The organism is Pseudomonas juntendi (genome assembly GCF_021560075.1).
GTDB lineage: Bacteria > Pseudomonadota > Gammaproteobacteria > Pseudomonadales > Pseudomonadaceae > Aquipseudomonas > Aquipseudomonas juntendi.
Genome location: NZ_CP091088.1, coordinates 3671443 through 3691039 on the forward strand (window position 1 = coordinate 3671443; position 19597 = coordinate 3691039).

Here is a 19597-nt window from a genome sequence, read left to right on the forward strand (position 1 = left end):
AAGACATTCCACCGCAAAATTGTACACAATTTTTTGAACCCAGCCGTCGCACCCCACCGCACCTTGCCCACAAACGACCCAGCAGTCGCGAATACAGGCGGGATAACGACGCCCACTTCATTAGCTGACCAATCAGGCAGGTTTCTTGCACTGTATTTCTTGTTGGCAGTGAAGCGACAAAAGGGCAGAAATGCGGAAAAACAGGCTTACAAAAGATTTCATAAGTTGTATACAATCAGCCCATCCGGTGGTGCGACATCCCGACGCGGCCCGCCCACCCCCCGCACCAACGCACAAGAAGGAAGACTGCAGTGAGCGCTGACTATCCTCGCGACCTGATCGGTTACGGCAACAACCCTCCTCACCCGCAATGGCCGGGCAACGCTCGCATCGCGCTGTCTTTCGTGCTCAATTACGAGGAAGGTGGCGAACGCAACATCCTGCACGGCGACAAGGAGTCCGAAGCGTTCCTCTCCGAAATGGTTGCTGCCCAGCCGCTGCAAGGCCAGCGCAACATGAGCATGGAGTCGCTGTATGAATACGGCAGCCGTGCCGGTGTATGGCGCCTGCTCAAGCTGTTCAAGGACAGCGGCGTCCCGCTCACCATCTTTGCCGTGGCCATGGCCGCCCAGCGCCACCCCGACGTGATCCGCGCCATGGCCGAAGCTGGCCACGAGATCTGCAGCCACGGCTACCGCTGGATCGACTACCAGTACATGGATGAGGCCCAGGAGCGCGAGCACATGCTCGAAGCCATCCGCATCCTCACCGAAATCACCGGTGAACGCCCAGTGGGCTGGTACACCGGCCGCACCGGCCCGAACACCCGCCGCCTGGTGATGGAGGAAGGTGGCTTCCTCTACGACAGCGACACCTACGACGACGACCTGCCCTACTGGGAGCCGAACAACCCGACCGGCAAGCCGCACCTGGTGATCCCCTACACCCTGGACACCAACGACATGCGCTTCACCCAAGTGCAGGGTTTCAACTGTGGCGAGCAGTTCTTCCAGTACCTGAAAGACGCGTTCGACGTGCTTTATGCCGAAGGCGCCGAAGCGCCGAAGATGCTCTCCATCGGCCTGCACTGCCGCCTGGTCGGCCGCCCGGCGCGCCTGGCTGCGCTCAAGCGCTTCATCGACTACGCCAAGAGCCACGAGCAGGTCTGGTTCGCCCGTCGCGTGGACATCGCCCGCCACTGGCACACCACCCACCCGTACAAGAAAGAGAACGCCTGATGACCGCCTTCAAGACCCTCAAGCCCTCCGCCCTGGACCGCGACGCCTTCGTCGAAGTATTCGCCGACATCTACGAGCACTCGCCGTGGGTCGCCGAAAAAGCCTATGACGTGGGCCAACTGGGTGAACTGGACGAAGTCGAGGCGCTGCACCAGCGCATGAGCGATATCCTGCTCAGCGCCAGTCACACTGACCAGCTGGCACTGATCAATGCTCACCCGGACCTGGCCGGCAAGGCCGCCATCCAGGGCGAGCTCACCGCATCGAGCACCAACGAACAGGCCGGCGCCGGTATCCACCAGTGCACCGCCGAAGAGTTCGCCCGTTTCACCGAGCTGAACGATGCCTACAAGGCCAAGTTCCAGTTCCCGTTCATCATGGCGGTAAAAGGCAGCAACCGGCACCAGATACTCGCCGCGTTCGAAAAGCGCATCCACAACGACAGCGAGGCCGAATTCAAGGAAGCCTTGGCGCAGATCAACCTGATCGCCCTGTTCCGCCTGCTGCAGCTGTAAGCGGCAGCCGACCCCCATTCAGTACAACGAACATAAAAGAGAGACCCGCATGCGCACCCTGATGATCGAGCCCCTGACCAAAGAAGCCTTCGCTCCCTTCGGCGACGTGATCGAAACCGACGGCAGCGACCACTTCATGATCAACAACGGCTCGACCATGCGCTTTCACAAGCTCGCCACGGTCGAGACCGCCGAGCCTGAAGACAAGGCGATCATCAGCATCTTCCGCGCCGATGCGCTGGACATGCCGCTGACCGTACGCATGCTTGAACGCCATCCGCTGGGCAGCCAGGCTTTCATCCCGCTGCTCGGCAACCCCTTTCTGATCGTGGTCGCGCCCATTGGCGATGCACCTGTATCAGGCTTGGTCCGTGCCTTCCGCAGTAATGGCAGGCAGGGCGTTAATTACCATCGCGGCGTCTGGCACCACCCGGTGCTGACGATCGAAAAGCGGGATGACTTCCTGGTGGTTGATCGCAGCGGTTCTGGCAACAACTGCGATGAGCATTACTTCACCGAGGAACAGATGCTGATCCTCAATCCCCACCAATAAGAAAAGGTCGGTCATCGTTCTCGGTGATCGGCAGAGGTACATACTGTGGAAGCACACCTTCACGAATGGCTGAACCTGAGCATTCGCTGGGTTCACATGATCACCGGCGTAGCCTGGATCGGTGCATCGTTCTACTTCGTCTGGCTGGAGAACCACCTGAACCGAAGCAACCCGCGCGATGGGTTGTCGGGTGATCTCTGGGCGATTCACGGCGGTGGTATCTACCACCTGGAGAAATACAAGCTCGCCCCCCCGAAAATGCCCGAGAACCTGCACTGGTTCAAATGGGAAGCCTACTTCACCTGGATGTCCGGTATCGCCCTGCTGTGCGTGGTGTTCTACTGGAACCCGACGCTGTACCTGCTGGCCCCTGGCAGTACCCTCAGCGGTGCCGAAGGCGTAGCCATCGGTATCGGCTCGCTGGTCGCCGGCTGGTTCATCTACGACTTCCTGTGCGACTCGCCGCTGGGCAAGAAGCCGGCGTTGCTCGGTGCCGTGCTGTTCGTGCTGATCATCGCCGCCTGCTGGGGCTTCAGCCTGGTGTTCAGCGGCCGCGGTGCCTACCTGCACACCGGCGCGATCATCGGCACCATCATGGTCGGCAACGTGTTCCGCATCATCATGCCGGCCCAGCGCCAGCTGGTGGCCGCGATCGAGAACAACCAGACGCCCGACCCGGTACTGCCGGCCAAAGGCCTGTTGCGCTCGCGTCACAACAACTACTTCACCCTGCCGGTGCTGTTCATCATGATCAGCAACCACTTCCCGAGCACCTACGGTAGCCAGTACAACTGGCTGATCCTGGCCGGTATCGCGGTAGCTGCGGTGCTGATCCGCCACTACTTCAACACCCGCCACGACAGCAACAAGTACGCCTGGACCTTGCCTGTCGGTGCCCTGGCAATGATTTGCCTGGCCTACGTCACCGGCCCCAAACCGATGGCAGTGAGCCCTGAGCAGGCCGCCGCGAAGATCGAGTACCAGCCTCTGCCGGCTACTGCTGTGGGTGGCAAGACCGCTGCCGAGCAACGCGCCGAGGACGCCGCCAAGGCCGCCGCAGCGCCTGCCGAAGCCCCGGCCCAGGCTACGGCCCAGGCCGGTGCTGGCGACTTCGACAAGATCCACAATGTCATCCAGGAACGCTGCACCGTGTGCCATTCGGCCAAGCCGACCAGCCCACTGTTCAGCGCCGCACCTGCCGGCGTGATGTTCGACACCCCGCAGCAGATCCAGGCCCAGGCCGCGCGCATTCAGGCGCAGGCAGTGGCCAGCCAGATCATGCCGCTGGGCAACATCACCCAGATGACCACCGAGGAGCGCAAGCTGGTCGGTGACTGGATCGCCAAGGGCGCCCAGGTCAACTGATCGAGCCACAAGCGTCAAGCTGCAAGCCTCAAGCTGTACGTAGTAGGAAGCAAGCATCGAGTGCCAGGCTCCAGTGCGGATACCAAGCTTTTTCTTGAAGCTTGCCGCTTGGAGCTTGGCACTTGGATCCGAGAATAAAAACAAAACTCGAGGTGCTGCATGTCCGAGTCCCGCAAGGCGTACATACCCGTTGCGCCACCGCGCGAACCCTTGCCCCTGTTCCAACTGTTCCTGGTTGGCCTGCAACACGTTTTGCTGATGTACGGTGGCGCCATCGCTGTGCCGCTGATCATTGGCCAGGCCGCCGGGCTGTCCCGTGAAGAAGTCGCTTTCCTGATCAACGCCGACCTGCTGGTCGCTGGCGTCGCCACCATCATCCAGTCGTTCGGTATCGGCCCGGTGGGCATCCGCATGCCGGTGATGATGGGTGCCAGTTTCGCAGCCGTGGGCAGCATGGTGGCCATGGCCGGCATGCCCGGTGTAGGCCTGCAGGGGATCTTCGGCGCGACCATCGCCGCCGGCTTCTTCGGCATGCTGATCGCACCGTTCATGTCCAAGGTCGTGCGCTTCTTCCCACCACTGGTCACCGGAACGGTGATCACCTCGATTGGCCTGTCGCTGTTCCCGGTAGCGGTCAACTGGGCCGGCGGCGGCCAGGATGCCAGTACGTTCGGCTCGCCGATCTACCTGCTGGTGGCTGGCCTGGTGCTGGCCGTGATCCTGCTGATCAACCGCTTCATGCGCGGCTTCTGGGTCAATGTGTCGGTGCTGGTTGGCATGGGCCTGGGCTACGTGCTGGCCGGCACCATCGGCATGGTCGACCTGTCAGGCCTGAGTGAAGCGCCGTGGTTGCAGGTGGTGACGCCCCTGCACTTCGGCATGCCGACTTTCAGCCTGGCACCGATCCTGTCCATGTGCCTGGTGGTGGTGATCATCTTCGTCGAGTCCACGGGCATGTTCCTTGCCCTGGGCAAGGTGACCGACCGCGAAGTCACCCCAGGCATGCTCCGCCGCGGCCTGCTGTGCGATGCCGGGGCGTCGTTCATCGCCGGCTTTTTCAACACCTTCACCCACTCGTCGTTCGCCCAGAACATCGGCCTGGTGCAGATGACCGGGGTCCGCTGCCGCTTTGTCACCATCGTGGCCGGCGCACTGCTGATTCTGCTCAGCCTGCTGCCCAAGGCAGCGTTCCTGATCGCCTCGATCCCGCCCGCGGTACTGGGTGGGGCGTCGATCGCCATGTTCGGCATGGTGACCGCTACCGGGATCAAGATCCTCCAGGAAGCCGACATCGGCGACCGCCGCAACCAGTTGCTGGTTGCGGTAAGCGTGGGCTTCGGCTTGATCCCCGTGGTGCGCCCGGAGTTCTTCGCGCAGATGCCGCAGTGGATGGAGCCCATCACCCACAGTGGCATCGCCATGGCCACGGTCAGCGCCCTGGTGTTGAACGTGCTGTTCAACATTCTGGGCGGTGCCGACCGCGCGGTGCACAACGACGCCTGTCACCAGCACTGAGGCAAAACCCCTTCGAGTGAACGGGAGCGGCCTGTAGCCGCTCCGGTCTCGAACCGTCGTAGACGCTATACCGTCGGCCCGCCGGAATGGGCCGCCCGGGGCACCTGCACGCCAAAAAAACCCAAAAAAAACAATAAGTCCGGGAAGCACAACATGAAACGCATCACCACGTCCCTCTTGCTGGGCAGCAGCTTGCTGGCCACCGTTCCTGCCCACGCGGGCGAATGGCTGCAATGGCACGGCGAAAGCCTGACCTACCTGTACGGCAAGGGCTTCAAGGTCAACCCCAGCATCCAGCAGACGGTTACCTTCGAGCACGCCAACAAATGGAAGTACGGCGACACCTTCATGTTCGTCGACAAGATTTTCTACAACGGCAAAGCAGACGCCAGCAAGGGCGTGACCACCTACTACGGTGAGTTCAGCCCACGCCTGTCATTCGGCAAGATCTTCGACTGGAAACTGGCATTCGGCCCGGTCAAGGATGTGTTGCTGGCCATGACCTACGAACGTGGCGAAGGCGACAACGAGGCCTACCTGATCGGCCCCGGCTTCGACCTGGCCATCCCGGGCTTCAACTACTTCACCCTTAACTTCTATGTGCGCAACACCGAGGGCAGCCGCCCCGGGGACAATGTGTGGCAGATCACCCCGGCCTGGTCGTACACCCTGCCGGTGGGCAAGTCCGACATCCTGATCGATGGTTACATGGACTGGGTGACCGACAACGACCAGACCCGCCGTGGCACCTACCACGCCAACCTGCACTTCAACCCGCAGGTCAAATATGACCTGGGCAAGGCCCTGAACCTGGGGGCAAAGCAGCTTTATGTGGGCTTCGAGTACAGCTACTGGAAGGACAAGTACGGCATCGACAGCCGCGGCAGCCTGGACAGCAACCAGAGCGTGGCGAGCGCGCTGATCAAGGTACACTTCTAAGAAGTTGACCGAACGCACAAGTTTGATTCACAGCGCTCCAGGACGGAGCACTTGAGGCGCGGCGCGCAAGCCAGTAATCTGCGCGCCCCCTCGATCAGGGCAGAACGGATTCTGCCTGCGTTTACTGACCGCTCAGTCAATGAATACGGGCGGTTGGCGAACGTGTTGCCAGCCTGAAAGACCCTTTTCATCCGTTCAGAACGAAGTCGAGCAGGAAGGTTTTGCCAACCCGGAAAAGTTGGCCCAACCCTTGCCAAACAGCTGTGGCCTATCGAAAAAAGCTGACTCAAAAGACAAAAAGCGCCAACAACGAGCGCAGACAACAGATCAAACAAGGGAGCGACACTCGCAATGCGTACCATCAACAGCCTGATCCTTGCTGGCGGCCTGCTGGCCTGCGGCACCACCCTCGGCGGTGACTTGCTGCAATGGCAGAACAACAGCCTGACCTACCTGTGGGGCAAGAACTTCAAGGTCAACCCGCCAACCCAGCAAACCGTGACCTTCGAACATGCCGATGGCTGGAAGTACGGCGACAACTTCATCTTTGTCGACAAGATCTTCTACCAGGGCCAGAAGGACGAGGGCAACGGCCCGAACACCTACTATGGCGAGATCAGCCCACGCCTGTCGTTTGGCAAGATCTTCGACCAGAAGCTGGAGTTCGGCCCGGTCAAGGACGTGCTGCTGGCCATGACCTACGAGTTTGGCGAGGGTGATACCGAGTCGTACCTGATAGGCCCGGGCTTCGACCTGGCCATCCCCGGTTTCGACTACTTCCAGCTGAACTTCTACAACCGCACCACCGACGGCAGCCGTGCCGGCGACAATGTGTGGCAGATCACGCCGGTGTGGTCGTACACCATCCCGGTGGGGGATTCCGACGTACTGATCGACGGCTTCATGGACTGGGTGGTCGACAACGACCAGAACCGCCGTGGCACCTACCACGCCAACCTGCACTTCAACCCGCAGATCAAGTACGACCTGGGCAAGGCGCTGCACTTTGGCGAGAAGCAGTTGTACGTGGGTGTGGAGTATGACTACTGGAAGAACAAGTACGGCATCAAGGACAGCGATGCCTTCACCACCGACCAGAACACCATGAGCTTCCTGGTCAAGGTGCACTTCTGACCTGAGCCCTCGGGGCCGCGCTGCGGCCCATTCGCGGCCACGCCCGCTCCCACAGGGTCCGCGCTCGGCCCATGGCAGACACTGTACCTGGGGGAGCGGGCGTGCCCGCGAACCGGGGCAACGCCCCGGCCAGGCCGCTCAGTTGGCCGGCCGCACGCGGCGCCACAGCTTCTCGGCCACCGTCACTACCGCCAGCACCACGGCACCGGCGATCACCCCGGCCACGCCATTGAGCAACGCCACGGTAAGCCCACCACCGCGCCCCTCGCTGAACGCTTCGACCGCGTGATGCAGCGGCGCGATGCCATGCACCAGAATCCCGCCACCCACCAGGAACATCGCCGCCGTGCCAACCACCGACAGGCCTTTCATCATGTAGGGTGCCGCGCGCAATATGCCATTGCCTACCGCCTGAGCCACGCTCGACGCCCGCTTGGTCATCCACAGCCCAAGGTCGTCCAGTTTGACGATGCCGCCCACCACCCCGTAAACGCCCAGGGTCATTACCACTGCGATGCCCGACAGCACGATCACCTGCTGTGGCAGCGGCGAGTCGGCGACGATGCCCAGGGTAATGGCGATGATTTCCGCCGACAGGATGAAGTCGGTACGCACAGCCCCCTTGATCTTGGCTTTCTCATACGCCACCAGGTCGACATTGGCATCGGCCACAGCCTGTTTGCGCGCAGCCTTTTGCGCCTCGTCGTCTTCTTTGCTGTGCAAGAACTTGTGCGCCAGCTTCTCGAAGCCCTCGAAGCACAGATACGCGCCGCCCAGCATCAGCAAGGGCGTGACCGCCCAAGGGATGAAAGCGCTGATCAGCAGGGCCGCCGGTACCAGAATGGCCTTGTTCATCAACGAACCCTTGGCCACCGCCCACACCACCGGCAGTTCACGATCGGCCCGCACACCCGTCACCTGCTGGGCATTGAGCGCCAGGTCATCGCCCAGCACGCCTGCGGTTTTTTTTGCTGCCACTTTGGTCATCAGCGAAACATCGTCCAGCAACGTGGCGATATCGTCGATCAGTACCAGTAGACTGCTTCCTGCCATGTTTGCCTGCATCCGAATGAGTAAATGCCCAGAATTCTAGCCCAAAGCCGCTGCCTTGAGCGCCCGTCGGGCCCGGTGCTACCATGCCCGATCCCTCTTAGAGGTGGCCAGACACGAGGAAGATCCCTGACCATGAGCACCATTCGCGAGCGCAACAAGGAATTGATCCTGCGCGCAGCCAGCGAGGAATTCGCCGACAAGGGCTTCGCGGCCACCAAGACCAGCGATATCGCGGCCAAGGCCGGCTTGCCCAAGCCGAACGTGTATTACTATTTCAAGTCCAAGGACAACCTCTACCGCGAGGTGCTGGAAAGCATCATCGCGCCGATCATGCAGGCGTCCACGCCGTTCAATGCCGACGGTGACCCGAAAGAAGTGCTGAGCGCCTACATTCGCTCGAAAATCCGCATTTCCCGCGACTTGCCCCATGCTTCCAAGGTATTTGCCAGCGAGATCATGCACGGTGCCCCGCACCTGTCACCGAACCAGGTGGCGCAGTTGAACGAGCAGGCCCGGCACAACATCGAGTGCATCCAGCGCTGGATCGACAACGGGCAGATCGCCCATGTAGACGCGCACCACCTGATGTTCAGCATCTGGGCGGCCACCCAGACCTATGCCGATTTCGACTGGCAGATTTCTGCGGTGACCGGCAAGGCCAAGCTGGCCGACAGCGATTATGACGCAGCAGCCGAGACCATCATCCGCATGGTGCTCAAGGGCTGTGAGCCCGAGCAGGCCTGACAGGGCCAGTGGGGCTGCTTTGCAGCCCTTTCGCGACACAAGGCCGCTCCTACAGGGTTACGCGATTCCCCGTAGGAGCGGCCTTGTGTCGCGAAAGGGCCGCAACGCGGCCCCGGCTATCTTGAGCTTTACGCCGCTACTCCGGCATCCGCCAGCAACCCCACCTCCTCGATCGCACTGATCGCGCACTGTTCGTCGATATCCGACGTATCGCCGCTGATCCCGACAGCACCCAGTACCTTGCCGTCCTGATCACGAATCAGCACGCCCCCCGGCGCCGGCACTACCGGCCGTTCACCCATTCCGTTCAGCGCGGCAAAAAACGCCGGCCGCTGCTGCGCATCCAGCGCCAGCAAGCGCGAGCCCTTGCCCAGGGCTATCGCACCCCAGGCTTTGCCGGTGGCCACTTCCGGGCGGATCAGGCTGGCGCCATCTTCGCGCTGCAGCGCCAGCAGGTGGCCGCCAGCATCCAGCACCGCCACGGTCAGCGGCGCCGCATTGATCTTGCGGCCCGCCGCCAGCGCGGCATTTACCAGCCCAACGGCGACTTTCAGGTTCAAAGCGTTCATGAAAAGGTCCTCTTCTTGTTGTGAGAAGCCCTGAGGGCAGTTGAAAACCGATGAACAAATAGAACACAACGAAGATTATTTTTGTATACAATATTTTGAAACGATCGTATGCGATCACGCAAACTCCCGTTTTCATGGGCGCTCTGAGGAAAGCCAAGTGAACCGATGAAAACCCATTGACCTACAGCGCCAGGCGTGAATACACTCTATCGCAAAGCAAGTTGTATACAATTACAAAATCAATGAGGCACAAACCATGAGCAAAATGAGAGCAATCGATGCAGCCGTTCTGGTCATGCGCCGTGAAGGTGTAGATACCGCGTTCGGCATCCCGGGGGCTGCCATCAATCCGCTGTACTCGGCCCTGAAGAAAGTCGGTGGCATCGATCACGTCCTCGCTCGCCACGTCGAAGGTGCCTCGCACATGGCCGAGGGCTACACCCGCGCCAACCCGGGCAACATCGGTGTGTGCATCGGCACCTCCGGCCCTGCCGGCACCGACATGGTCACCGGCTTGTACAGTGCCTCGGCCGACTCCATTCCTATTCTCTGCATCACTGGCCAGGCCCCGCGTGCGCGCCTGCACAAGGAAGACTTCCAAGCTGTCGATATCACCAGCATCGTCAAGCCGGTGACCAAGTGGGCGACCACGGTGCTGGAGCCAGGCCAGGTGCCTTACGCCTTCCAGAAAGCCTTCTACGAAATGCGCACCGGCCGCCCAGGCCCGGTGCTGATCGACCTGCCGTTCGACGTGCAGATGGCCGAAATCGAATTCGACATCGACGCCTACGAGCCGCTGGCCATCAACAAGCCTGCCGCCACCCGCGTGCAGGCCGAAAAAGCCCTGGCCATGCTCAATGACGCCGAGCGCCCGCTGCTGGTCGCCGGCGGCGGCATCATCAACGCCGACGCCAGCGACAAGCTGGTGGCGTTCGCTGAACTGACCGGCGTACCGGTAATCCCGACCCTGATGGGCTGGGGCACCATCCCGGACGACCACGCGCAGATGGTCGGCATGGTCGGCCTGCAGACGTCGCACCGCTACGGCAACGCCACCCTGCTCAAGTCGGACCTGGTGTTCGGTATCGGTAACCGCTGGGCCAACCGCCACACCGGCTCCGTGGACGTCTACACCGAGGGCCGCAAATTCGTCCACGTGGACATCGAACCGACCCAGATCGGCCGCGTGTTCACCCCGGACCTGGGGATCGTTTCCGACGCTGGCAAGGCGCTGGACGTACTCCTGGAAGTCGCCCGCGAATGGCAAGCCGCTGGCAAGCTGAAATGCCGCAAGGCCTGGCTGGAAGACTGCCAGCAGCGCAAGGCCAGCCTGCAGCGCAAGACCCACTTCGACAATGTGCCGGTCAAGCCGCAGCGCGTGTACGAAGAAATGAACCAGGTGTTCGGCAAGGACACCTGCTACGTCAGCACCATTGGCCTGTCGCAGATTGCGGGCGCGCAGTTCCTGCACGTGTACAAGCCACGCCACTGGATCAACTGCGGCCAGGCCGGCCCGCTGGGCTGGACCATCCCTGCGGCACTGGGCGTGGTCAAGGCCGATCCGCAGCGCAAGGTCGTGGCGCTGTCGGGTGACTACGACTTCCAGTTCATGATCGAAGAGCTGGCGGTGGGCGCACAGTTCAACCTGCCGTACGTTCATGTGCTGGTGAACAACGCCTACCTGGGCCTGATCCGCCAGGCGCAGCGTGGCTTCGACATGGATTACTGTGTACAACTGGCGTTCGAGAACATCAACTCGACCGACGCTGCCACCTACGGCGTTGACCACGTGGCCGTGGTCGAAGGCCTGGGCTGCAAGGCCCTGCGCGTGTTCGAACCGGCCGAGATCGCCCCTGCCCTGATCAAGGCGCAGAAGATGGCCGAAGAGTTCCGCGTACCGGTAGTGGTCGAGGTGATTCTCGAGCGCGTCACCAACATTTCCATGGGCACCGAGATCAACGCGGTCAACGAATTCGAAGACCTGGCGCTGGTCGGCAACGACGCGCCAACCGCCATCTCGATGCTGGACTGATCGCCTGACGCCCCCAGGCATGCCCTGGGGGCCTTCACCGCAAGGAGACACCTATGCCTCGCTTCGCTGCCAACCTGTCCATGCTGTTCACCGAACAGGACTTCCTGGCCCGCTTCAAGGCTGCCGCCGATGCTGGCTTCAGCGGCGTCGAATACCTCTTCCCGTACGACTACAGCGCGGCTGAAATCAAGCAGCAACTGGACGCCAACGGCCTGACCCAGGTGCTGTTCAACCTGCCAGCCGGTGACTGGGCCAAAGGCGAGCGCGGGATCACCTGCCACCCCGACCGCGTCGAAGAATTCCGCGCTGGGGTCGACAAGGCCATCGAATACGCCAAGGTGCTGGGCAATACCCAGGTCAACGCCCTGGCGGGTATTCGCCCACAAGGCCTGCAGTGTGCCGACGTACGCAAGACCTTCGTCGCCAACCTCAAGTATGCCGCCGACAAACTCCAGGCCGCCGGCATCCGCCTGGTCATGGAAATGATCAACACCCGCGATATCCCTGGTTTCTACCTCAATACCACCCAGCAGGCCCTGGAAATCCAGGCCGAGGTGGGCAGCGACAACCTGTTCCTGCAGTACGACATCTACCACATGCAGATCATGGAAGGTGACCTGGCCCGGACCATGGAAGCCAACCTGAAGTTGATCAACCACATCCAGTTGGCCGACAACCCCGGCCGCAACGAGCCAGGCACCGGGGAGATCAACTACCGCTTCCTGTTCGAACACCTGGACCGCATCGGCTACCAGGGCTGGGTGGGCGCGGAATACAAACCGCTGACCACCACCGAAGCAGGCCTGGGCTGGCTGAAGACCCATAACGCAATCTGAACGGCTGAACGCTAGCGCCCTGTGAAACACGAAACCCTGTGGGAGCGGGCCTGCCCGCGAACACCGGCATAGCCGGTGCCATCCACCGAGTCGCCTGTTTCGCGGGCATGCCCGCTCCCACAGCTTGAGACACCACAAATACAAAGAGGCATATTCTCATGGCTAAAATCGGTTTCATCGGCACCGGCATCATGGGCAAGCCCATGGCCCAGAACCTGCAAAAAGCAGGGCACAGCATTTTCGTTTCCACCCACCACGACGCCGCGCCAGCCGACCTGATCGCCGCCGGTGCAGTGGCCCTGGCCAACCCGAAAGAAGTGGCCCAGGAAGCCGAGTTCATCATCGTCATGGTGCCGGACACCCCACAAGTGGAAAGCGTGCTGTTCGGTGACAACGGCGTGGCCGAAGGCGTGGGCCCGAACAAGGTGGTGATCGACATGAGCTCGATCTCCCCTACCGCCACCAAAGCCTTCGCCGAAAAAATCAAGGCCACCGGCGCCGCCTACCTGGACGCCCCGGTGTCCGGTGGCGAAGTAGGTGCCAAGGCCGCCACCCTGAGCATCATGGTTGGCGGCTGCCCGAACGCCTTCGAGCGCGCCCTGCCACTGTTCCAGGCCATGGGCAAGAACATCACCCGCGTGGGTGGCAACGGTGACGGCCAGACCGCCAAGGTGGCCAACCAGATCATCGTCGCCCTGAATATCCAGGCTGTCAGCGAAGCGCTGCTGTTCGCCGCCAAGAACGGCGCCGACCCGGCCAAGGTGCGTGAAGCGCTGATGGGTGGCTTTGCCTCGTCGAAGATCCTCGAGGTGCATGCCGAGCGCATGATCAAGGGCACCTTCGACCCGGGCTTCCGCATCAACCTGCACCAGAAGGACCTGAACCTGGCCCTGCAAGGCGCCAAGGAGCTGGGCATCAACCTGCCCAACACCTCCAATGCCCAGCAAGTGTTCAACACCTGCCAGGCCCTGGGTGGCGGCAACTGGGACCACTCGGCGCTGATCAAGGGCCTGGAGCACATGGCCAACTTCTCGATCCGCGACGAGAAATAAGCTTCAAGCTGTGAGCCTCAAGTGGCAAGCGACAAGCGACAAGCGAGAGCAGATCTGCTTTTGCTTGCAGCTCGCAGCTCGCAGCTGTGGAGACCGCCCCTGGTTCGGCCTGCACGGAGGCAGTTCCAGGGGCGTTTTTGATTGTGCAGAACAACAATAATTGGGAGCCTGCCATGTCGGTCGATCCGCAAAAAATTCTCCGCGACCTGTTCGACACAGCCATCGCCGCCGCCCACCCCCGTCAAGTTCTCGAACCCTACCTGCCCGCCGACCGTAGCGGCCGGGTCATCGTCATCGGCGCCGGCAAAGCCGCAGCCGCCATGGCCGAAGTGGTCGAGAAAAGCTGGCAGGGCGAAGTCTCCGGCCTGGTCGTCACCCGTTACGGCCACGGCGCCAACTGCCAGAAGATCGAGGTGGTCGAAGCCGCCCACCCGGTCCCGGATGCCGCCGGCCTGGCCGTGGCCAAGCGCGTGCTGGAACTGGTCAGCAACCTCAATGAAGAAGACCGCGTCATATTCCTGCTCTCCGGCGGTGGCTCTGCCCTGCTGGCCCTCCCAGCCGAGGGCCTGACCCTGGCCGACAAGCAGCAGATCAACAAGGCACTGCTGAAATCCGGCGCCACCATCGGCGAGATGAACTGCGTGCGCAAGCACCTCTCGGCGATCAAGGGCGGGCGCCTGGCCAAGGCCTGCTGGCCGGCCACGGTCTACACCTATGCCATCTCCGATGTACCCGGCGACCTCGCCACGGTAATCGCTTCCGGCCCCACCGTGGCCGACCCGAGCACCTCGGCCGATGCCCTGGCCATTCTCAAGCGCTACAACATCGAAGCGCCAAAAGCGGTGATCGACTGGCTCAACAACCCGGCCTCGGAAACCGTCAAGGCCGACGACCCGGCCCTGGCCCGCAGCCACTTCCAGCTGATTGCCAAGCCCCAGCAGTCGCTGGAAGCCGCCGCAGTCAAAGCGCGCCAGGCAGGCTTCAGCCCGCTGATCCTCGGCGACCTGGAAGGCGAATCGCGCGAAGTGGCCAAGGTGCATGCCGGCATCGCCCGGCAGATCGTGCTGCACGGCCAGCCGCTGAAGGCGCCCTGCGTGATCCTGTCCGGTGGCGAAACCACCGTGACCGTGCGCGGCAATGGCCGTGGCGGGCGCAATGCCGAGTTCCTGCTCAGCCTCACCGAAAGCCTGAAAGGGCTGCCGGGCGTGTACGCCTTGGCCGGTGACACCGACGGTATTGACGGCTCGGAAGAAAACGCCGGCGCCTTCATGACCCCGGCCAGTTACGCCAGCGCCGAAGCCCTGGGCCTGTCGGCCAGCGATGAGCTGGACAACAACAACGGCTATGGCTACTTCGCCGCGCTGGACGCACTGATCGTCACCGAGCCGACCCGCACCAACGTCAACGACTTCCGCGCCATCCTGATCCTCGAGACTGCCCAATCATGACGCCTGATAAAAAAGTGAAGATCCTCGCCACCCTCGGCCCGGCGATCGAAGGCATCGACGACATCCGCCAACTGGTCGAAGCGGGGGTGAACATCTTCCGCCTCAATTTCAGCCACGGCGAACACGCCGACCACGCCCTGCGCTACCAGTGGATCCGCGAAGTCGAGCAGCAGTTGAACTACCCCCTGGGTATTCTCATGGACCTGCAAGGGCCCAAGCTACGGGTAGGCCGCTTTGCCGAAGGCAAGGTCCAGCTGCAACGCGGCCAGGCCCTGCGCCTGGACCTGGACAACACCCCGGGCGATAACCGCCGGGTCAACCTGCCGCACCCCGAGATCATCGCCGCCCTGGAGCCAGGCATGGACCTGCTGCTGGACGACGGCAAGCTGCGCCTGCGGGTAACCGCCAAGCACAGCGACGCAATCGACACCGAAGTGCTGAACGGTGGCGAGCTGTCGGACCGCAAGGGTGTCAACGTACCGCAAGCGGTGCTCGACCTCTCGCCGCTCACCGAAAAAGACCGCCGCGACCTGGCCTTTGGCCTGGAGCTGGGCGTGGACTGGGTCGCCCTGTCGTTCGTGCAGCGCCCTGAGGACATCGTTGAAGCGCGCCAGCTGATTGGCGGCCGCGCCTACCTGATGGCCAAAATCGAAAAACCGTCGGCAGTCGAGCACCTGCAAGCCATCGCCGAACTGGCCGACGCCATCATGGTGGCCCGCGGGGACCTGGGCGTGGAAGTGCCGGCCGAAAGCGTGCCGCAGATCCAGAAGCGCATCATTGGCACCTGCCGCCAGCTGGGCAAGCCAGTGGTGGTGGCCACGCAGATGCTCGAATCGATGCGTTTCTCGCCGGCACCGACCCGTGCCGAAGTCACCGACGTGGCCAACGCCGTGGCCGAGGGTGCCGACGCGGTGATGCTGTCGGCCGAAACCGCCTCGGGGGATTACCCGCTGGAGGCTGTGCAGATGATGAGCAAGATCATCCGCCAGGTCGAGAACGGCCCGGACTACCAGGCGCAGCTCGACGTCGGCCGGCCCAAGGCCGAAGCCACCGTGTCGGACGCCATCAGCTGCGCGATCCGCCGTATCAGCGGCATCCTCCCGGTGGCGGTGCTGGTCAACTACAGCGAGTCGGGCGCCTCCACCCTGCGCGCTTCGCGTGAACGGCCACGGGCACCGATCCTCAACCTTACACCCAACCTGAACACCGCGCGGCGCCTGAGCGTGGCCTGGGGTGTGCACTCGGTGGTCAATGACCGCCTGCGCCAGGTGGATGAGGTGGTCTCCACGGCCCTGGAAATTGCCCAGGCACAAGGCATGGCCAGCCGGGGCGACACACTGCTGATCACTGCCGGGGTGCCGTTCGGCAAACCTGGGTCGACCAACACGCTGCGGATCGAAACACTGATCTAAGCCACTGCATAGCCCCTGGGGGAGCGGGCGTGCCCGCGAATGCGTCAGTCCAGGCAACTTCGTTGACCCTGCTGGCCCTTTCGCGGGCAAGCCCGCTCCCACAGGGTCGGTGGTGAAGCAAAGAATCGCGGAAAACCGAGGCCCAAAGAGGCCCACCGCTCCCCATCCACCTCACTGACTGCCCCATGTACAGCAAACATTTCGCCAACCCGTGCCCCGACTGGGCCACGGCGTTACTCAACGGCTTCAGCCAGGTGCTGCTGCTGCGCAACCCCCTGTGCGGCCTGTGCTGCCTGCTGGCCATCCTGCTGACTGCGCCCGACCTGTTCGGCGGCGCCCTGCTCGGTGCCCTCGCCGGCCTGCTCACTGCCCAGCGCCGCGGCTACGACCGTGCCGACCGTCAGGCCGGGCTGTACTGCTACAACGGCGTACTCATCGGCATCCTGATCAGCGCCGTGCTGCCCTGGTCGGCCATCCTGCCGCCCTTGATCATTGCCGCTGGCGGCCTGTCCAGCATCATTACCCACCAGTGGCGCAAGCGCGGCGGCAAGCTGCTGGTTGCCTATACCGCGCCGTTCGTGCTGTTGGGCTGGGGCACGCTGTTGCTCGCCGAACCCTCGATGACCGGCTTCGTCGAAGCCGAACCGGTGTACGCCCTGGCCCGCGGCATAGGGCAGATCTTCCTGCTCGACCAGCCGTTGGCCGGGTTGCTGATCATCGTCGGCATGTTCATCGCCCAACCCTATGCGGCGATGTGGGCGGTAATTGGCTCGGCCATCGGGGGCGGCATGGCGCTGCTCACAGACCAGGCGCAAGCAGCGTGGATGGGTCTGGCTGGCTTCAACGCCGCGCTGGCGGCGCTGGCCTTCAGCAGGCAAGGTGAAAAGCCATGGGTCACACTGCTGGCAATTGCCCTGGCGTTGCTGTTGCAATCACTGTTCAAGCTGTTGCCGCTGCCCGGCCTCACCGCACCCTTCGTCGCCGCCTGCTGGCTGATGCACCTGGGCTGCCAGCTGGCCCAGCCCAAGCAGCGCGACGCCAGCCGCTTGCACAGCTGAAACACAGCCCCTAGGCTCAGCCCATCGCACTACGGAATGAGCCAATGAACAACCCTGCAAGCCTGCGCGAGCGGCTTTACATCATGGTCTTCCAGACCGACACCGTCGCTGGCAGGCGCTTCGACAAAATCCTGCTGCTGATAATCCTGGCCAGCCTGGTCACAGTGATCCTCGACAGCATCGACGAAGTCCACCAGGGCTACGCCGGCCTGCTGGCCGGTATCGAATGGGGCTTTACCGCGATCTTCCTGGCCGAGTACCTCACCCGCCTGTACTGCTCGCCCAAGCCGCTGCGCTATGCCTTCAGTTTCTATGGGCTGGTCGATTTACTGGCGATCGTCCCGGGGATCATCGCGCTTTATTACAGCGACGCCCAATACCTGTTGATCGTCCGCGTCATCCGCATGCTGCGGATCTTCCGCGTACTCAAGCTCAGCCCGTACCTCAAGCAGGCCCATTACCTGATCGACGCGCTGCGCGGTAGCAAGCAGAAGATCATCGTGTTCCTGGTCACGGTATCGACCCTGGTCACGGTGTTCGGCACGCTGATGTATGTGATCGAAGGGCCGGAGCACGGTTTCACCAGCATTCCCAAGGGCATCTACTGGGCGATCGTCACCCTGACCACCGTGGGCTTTGGCGACATCGTGCCGAAGACGCCCTTGGGGCAGGTAATTTCGTCTATGGTGATGATCATCGGTTATTCGATCATTGCCGTGCCGACCGGGATCTTTACCGCCGAACTGGCGAATGCAATGCGTGGGGAGCAGTTGCAGCATGATTGCCCGACTTGCAGCAAGAAGACACATGAGCATGGGGCGGCGTTTTGCTCTCGCTGTGGGAATGGGTTGTTTCCCAAGCTTTGATGTTGCCTGTACTGGCCCTTTCGCGGGCGCGCCCGCTCCCACAGGATCACCACAGGCCTTGACTGTGTGGGGTCCACCCTGTGGGAGCGGGCATGCCCGCGAAAGGGCCAGAGCAGGCAACGGCATAACCAAAGCATTTTTTGTTCTTTAACCCGCACAAATCCACCCGCTATAGTCGCTGGCAATCTGCCTCGATCACCGCCAAGTACAAGGAAGCAACGTGAAAAGACTCTTCACCGCCTCGCTGCTCGCCGCAGGCCTGGCCTTGGGCAACATCGCCCAGGCCGCCCCTACCCTGCTCAACGTCTCCTACGACGTGATGCGCGACTTCTACAAGGACTACAACCCAGCCTTCCAGAAACACTGGCAGGCCGAGCACAACGAGAAGGTCAACGTGCAAATGTCCTTCGGCGGCTCCAGCAAGCAGGCGCGTGCGGTGATCGATGGCCTGCCGGCCGACGTCATCACCATGAACATGGCCACCGACATCAACGCCCTGGTCGACAATGGCAAGCTGGTGCCGGACAACTGGGTCACCCGGCTGCCGAACAACAGCGCGCCGTTCACCTCGGCCACCGTCTTCATCGTGCGCAAGGGCAACCCTAAAGCCCTGAAAGACTGGCCCGACCTGCTCAAGGACGGCGTGCAGGTGATCGTGCCCAACCCGAAAACCTCGGGCAATGGCCGCTACACGTACCTGTCGGCCTGGGGCTACGTGCTCAAGCAGGGCGGTGACGAAGCCAAGGCCAAGGACTTCGTTGGCAAGCTGTTCAAACAGGCCCCGGTGCTGGACACCGGCGGCCGGGCCGCGACCACCACGTTCATGACCAACCAGATCGGCGACGTGCTGGTGACCTTCGAAAACGAAGCCGAAATGATCGCCCGCGAGTTTGGCCGCGACCAGTTCGAGGTGGTCTACCCGAGCGTGTCGGCCGAGGCCGAGCCACCGGTGAGTGTGGTCGACAAGGTGGTGGCCAGGAAAGGCACCCAGACCGTGGCCGAGGAATACCTCAAGTACCTGTGGTCGCCAGAGGCCCAGGAGATTGCCGCCAACAACTACCTGCGCCCACGCGATGCAACCGTGCTGGCCAAGTACACCGACCGCTTCCCGAAAGTCGACTTCCTGTCGGTGGAAAAGACCTTTGGTGACTGGCGCACCGTGCAGAAGACCCACTTCAACGACGGTGGCGTGTTCGACCAGATCTATACCGACAAGCAGTAATCGATTCATGCGGGCCTGGCCTGTTCGCAGCGTCAACCGCGAACAG

General features: G+C 62.4%; 18 protein-coding genes. 16 read left to right on the plus strand and 2 right to left on the minus strand.

Annotated features, from left to right (window positions below; all coding sequences use genetic code 11):
* Window positions 1–311 precede the first annotated feature (311 nt).
* From puuE to L1P09_RS17045, 7 genes are all read left to right on the plus strand, one after another.
* On the plus strand, window positions 312–1238 hold the full coding sequence (gene puuE / locus L1P09_RS17015) for an allantoinase PuuE (protein ID WP_009683931.1): 927 nt from the start codon (window positions 312–314) through the stop codon (window positions 1236–1238).
* Window positions 1238–1753, plus strand: a complete 516-nt coding sequence (gene uraD / locus L1P09_RS17020) for a 2-oxo-4-hydroxy-4-carboxy-5-ureidoimidazoline decarboxylase (protein WP_054881408.1) — start codon at window positions 1238–1240, stop codon at window positions 1751–1753. Before puuE ends, uraD begins: the two co-directional genes overlap by 1 nt.
* A 49-nt stretch (window positions 1754–1802) precedes the next feature.
* Window positions 1803–2306, plus strand: a complete 504-nt coding sequence (locus L1P09_RS17025) for an ureidoglycolate lyase (RefSeq protein ID WP_009683933.1) — start codon at window positions 1803–1805, stop codon at window positions 2304–2306.
* A 45-nt stretch (window positions 2307–2351) separates the two neighbouring features.
* Window positions 2352–3671 (plus strand): urate hydroxylase PuuD, encoded by a 1320-nt coding sequence (locus L1P09_RS17030; RefSeq protein WP_054881407.1) that lies wholly within the window; start codon window positions 2352–2354, stop codon window positions 3669–3671.
* A gap of 159 nt (window positions 3672–3830) precedes the next feature.
* Entirely contained in the window at window positions 3831–5186 is a 1356-nt protein-coding gene (locus tag L1P09_RS17035) for a nucleobase:cation symporter-2 family protein (RefSeq protein WP_009683936.1), read from the plus strand.
* A gap of 153 nt (window positions 5187–5339) precedes the next feature.
* Window positions 5340–6125 (plus strand): outer membrane protein OmpK, encoded by a 786-nt coding sequence (locus L1P09_RS17040; RefSeq protein ID WP_235767923.1) that lies wholly within the window; start codon window positions 5340–5342, stop codon window positions 6123–6125.
* A 351-nt stretch (window positions 6126–6476) separates the two neighbouring features.
* Entirely contained in the window at window positions 6477–7259 is a 783-nt protein-coding gene (locus tag L1P09_RS17045; RefSeq protein ID WP_235767924.1) for an outer membrane protein OmpK, read from the plus strand.
* Between the two features lie 138 nt (window positions 7260–7397).
* On the opposite strand, the gene L1P09_RS17050 is transcribed toward L1P09_RS17045, so the two are convergent.
* Window positions 7398–8312 (minus strand): DUF808 domain-containing protein, encoded by a 915-nt coding sequence (locus tag L1P09_RS17050; protein ID WP_235767925.1) that lies wholly within the window; start codon window positions 8310–8312, stop codon window positions 7398–7400.
* Window positions 8313–8444: 132 nt separating this feature from the next.
* Here L1P09_RS17050 and L1P09_RS17055 point away from each other — a divergent pair, with 132 nt between their 5' ends.
* A complete protein-coding gene (locus tag L1P09_RS17055; RefSeq protein WP_235767926.1) occupies window positions 8445–9056 on the plus strand; it encodes a TetR/AcrR family transcriptional regulator in 612 nt (203 codons plus the stop codon).
* Window positions 9057–9184: 128 nt separating this feature from the next.
* On the opposite strand, the gene L1P09_RS17060 is transcribed toward L1P09_RS17055, so the two are convergent.
* Window positions 9185–9625: a GlcG/HbpS family heme-binding protein gene (locus L1P09_RS17060; RefSeq protein ID WP_009683941.1), complete on the minus strand. Its 441-nt coding sequence runs from the start codon at window positions 9623–9625 to the stop codon at window positions 9185–9187.
* Window positions 9626–9881: 256 nt separating this feature from the next.
* Between L1P09_RS17060 and gcl the strand changes: the two genes are divergently transcribed.
* The 8 genes from gcl to L1P09_RS17100 all read left to right on the plus strand — a co-directional run bounded on the left by gcl (window position 9882) and on the right by L1P09_RS17100 (window position 19551).
* The gene (gene gcl / locus L1P09_RS17065; protein WP_054881315.1) at window positions 9882–11657 is read left to right on the plus strand and encodes a glyoxylate carboligase; all 1776 of its coding nucleotides are present in this window, start codon (window positions 9882–9884) and stop codon (window positions 11655–11657) included.
* Window positions 11658–11710: 53 nt separating this feature from the next.
* On the plus strand, window positions 11711–12493 hold the full coding sequence (hyi, locus tag L1P09_RS17070) for a hydroxypyruvate isomerase (RefSeq protein WP_054881314.1): 783 nt from the start codon (window positions 11711–11713) through the stop codon (window positions 12491–12493).
* Between the two features lie 158 nt (window positions 12494–12651).
* Window positions 12652–13545 carry a 2-hydroxy-3-oxopropionate reductase gene (locus L1P09_RS17075; RefSeq protein WP_054881313.1) on the plus strand — a complete coding sequence of 298 codons (894 nt, stop codon included), beginning with the start codon at window positions 12652–12654 and terminating at the stop codon, window positions 13543–13545.
* A gap of 173 nt (window positions 13546–13718) precedes the next feature.
* Window positions 13719–14993 (plus strand): glycerate kinase type-2 family protein, encoded by a 1275-nt coding sequence (locus L1P09_RS17080; protein WP_054890196.1) that lies wholly within the window; start codon window positions 13719–13721, stop codon window positions 14991–14993.
* Window positions 14990–16405, plus strand: a complete 1416-nt coding sequence (pyk, locus tag L1P09_RS17085) for a pyruvate kinase (protein WP_054881312.1) — start codon at window positions 14990–14992, stop codon at window positions 16403–16405. The genes L1P09_RS17080 and pyk overlap by 4 nt, the downstream gene beginning before the upstream one ends.
* 185 nt (window positions 16406–16590) lie before the next feature.
* Window positions 16591–17463 (plus strand): urea transporter, encoded by an 873-nt coding sequence (locus L1P09_RS17090; RefSeq protein WP_235767927.1) that lies wholly within the window; start codon window positions 16591–16593, stop codon window positions 17461–17463.
* A gap of 44 nt (window positions 17464–17507) precedes the next feature.
* A complete protein-coding gene (locus tag L1P09_RS17095; protein WP_054881310.1) occupies window positions 17508–18329 on the plus strand; it encodes an ion transporter in 822 nt (273 codons plus the stop codon).
* 220 nt (window positions 18330–18549) lie between these two features.
* Window positions 18550–19551: a sulfate ABC transporter substrate-binding protein gene (locus tag L1P09_RS17100; protein ID WP_235767928.1), complete on the plus strand. Its 1002-nt coding sequence runs from the start codon at window positions 18550–18552 to the stop codon at window positions 19549–19551.
* Window positions 19552–19597: the final 46 nt, after the last annotated feature.

Bases quoted from the DNA above. Each gene is read 5' to 3' on its own strand.
- uraD (WP_054881408.1), top strand. From the start codon at position 1,238: ATGACCGCCTTCAAGACCCTCAAGCCCTCCGCCCTGGACCGCGACGCC.
- L1P09_RS17025 (WP_009683933.1), top strand. From the start codon at position 1,803: ATGCGCACCCTGATGATCGAGCCCCTGACCAAAGAAGCCTTCGCTCCC.
- L1P09_RS17035 (WP_009683936.1), top strand. From the start codon at position 3,831: ATGTCCGAGTCCCGCAAGGCGTACATACCCGTTGCGCCACCGCGCGAA.
- L1P09_RS17040 (WP_235767923.1), top strand. From the start codon at position 5,340: ATGAAACGCATCACCACGTCCCTCTTGCTGGGCAGCAGCTTGCTGGCC.
- L1P09_RS17045 (WP_235767924.1), top strand. From the start codon at position 6,477: ATGCGTACCATCAACAGCCTGATCCTTGCTGGCGGCCTGCTGGCCTGC.
- L1P09_RS17050 (WP_235767925.1), bottom strand. From the start codon at position 8,312: ATGGCAGGAAGCAGTCTACTGGTACTGATCGACGATATCGCCACGTTG.
- L1P09_RS17055 (WP_235767926.1), top strand. From the start codon at position 8,445: ATGAGCACCATTCGCGAGCGCAACAAGGAATTGATCCTGCGCGCAGCC.
- L1P09_RS17060 (WP_009683941.1), bottom strand. From the start codon at position 9,625: ATGAACGCTTTGAACCTGAAAGTCGCCGTTGGGCTGGTAAATGCCGCG.
- gcl (WP_054881315.1), top strand. From the start codon at position 9,882: ATGAGCAAAATGAGAGCAATCGATGCAGCCGTTCTGGTCATGCGCCGT.
- hyi (WP_054881314.1), top strand. From the start codon at position 11,711: ATGCCTCGCTTCGCTGCCAACCTGTCCATGCTGTTCACCGAACAGGAC.
- L1P09_RS17075 (WP_054881313.1), top strand. From the start codon at position 12,652: ATGGCTAAAATCGGTTTCATCGGCACCGGCATCATGGGCAAGCCCATG.
- L1P09_RS17080 (WP_054890196.1), top strand. From the start codon at position 13,719: ATGTCGGTCGATCCGCAAAAAATTCTCCGCGACCTGTTCGACACAGCC.
- pyk (WP_054881312.1), top strand. From the start codon at position 14,990: ATGACGCCTGATAAAAAAGTGAAGATCCTCGCCACCCTCGGCCCGGCG.
- L1P09_RS17090 (WP_235767927.1), top strand. From the start codon at position 16,591: ATGTACAGCAAACATTTCGCCAACCCGTGCCCCGACTGGGCCACGGCG.
- L1P09_RS17095 (WP_054881310.1), top strand. From the start codon at position 17,508: ATGAACAACCCTGCAAGCCTGCGCGAGCGGCTTTACATCATGGTCTTC.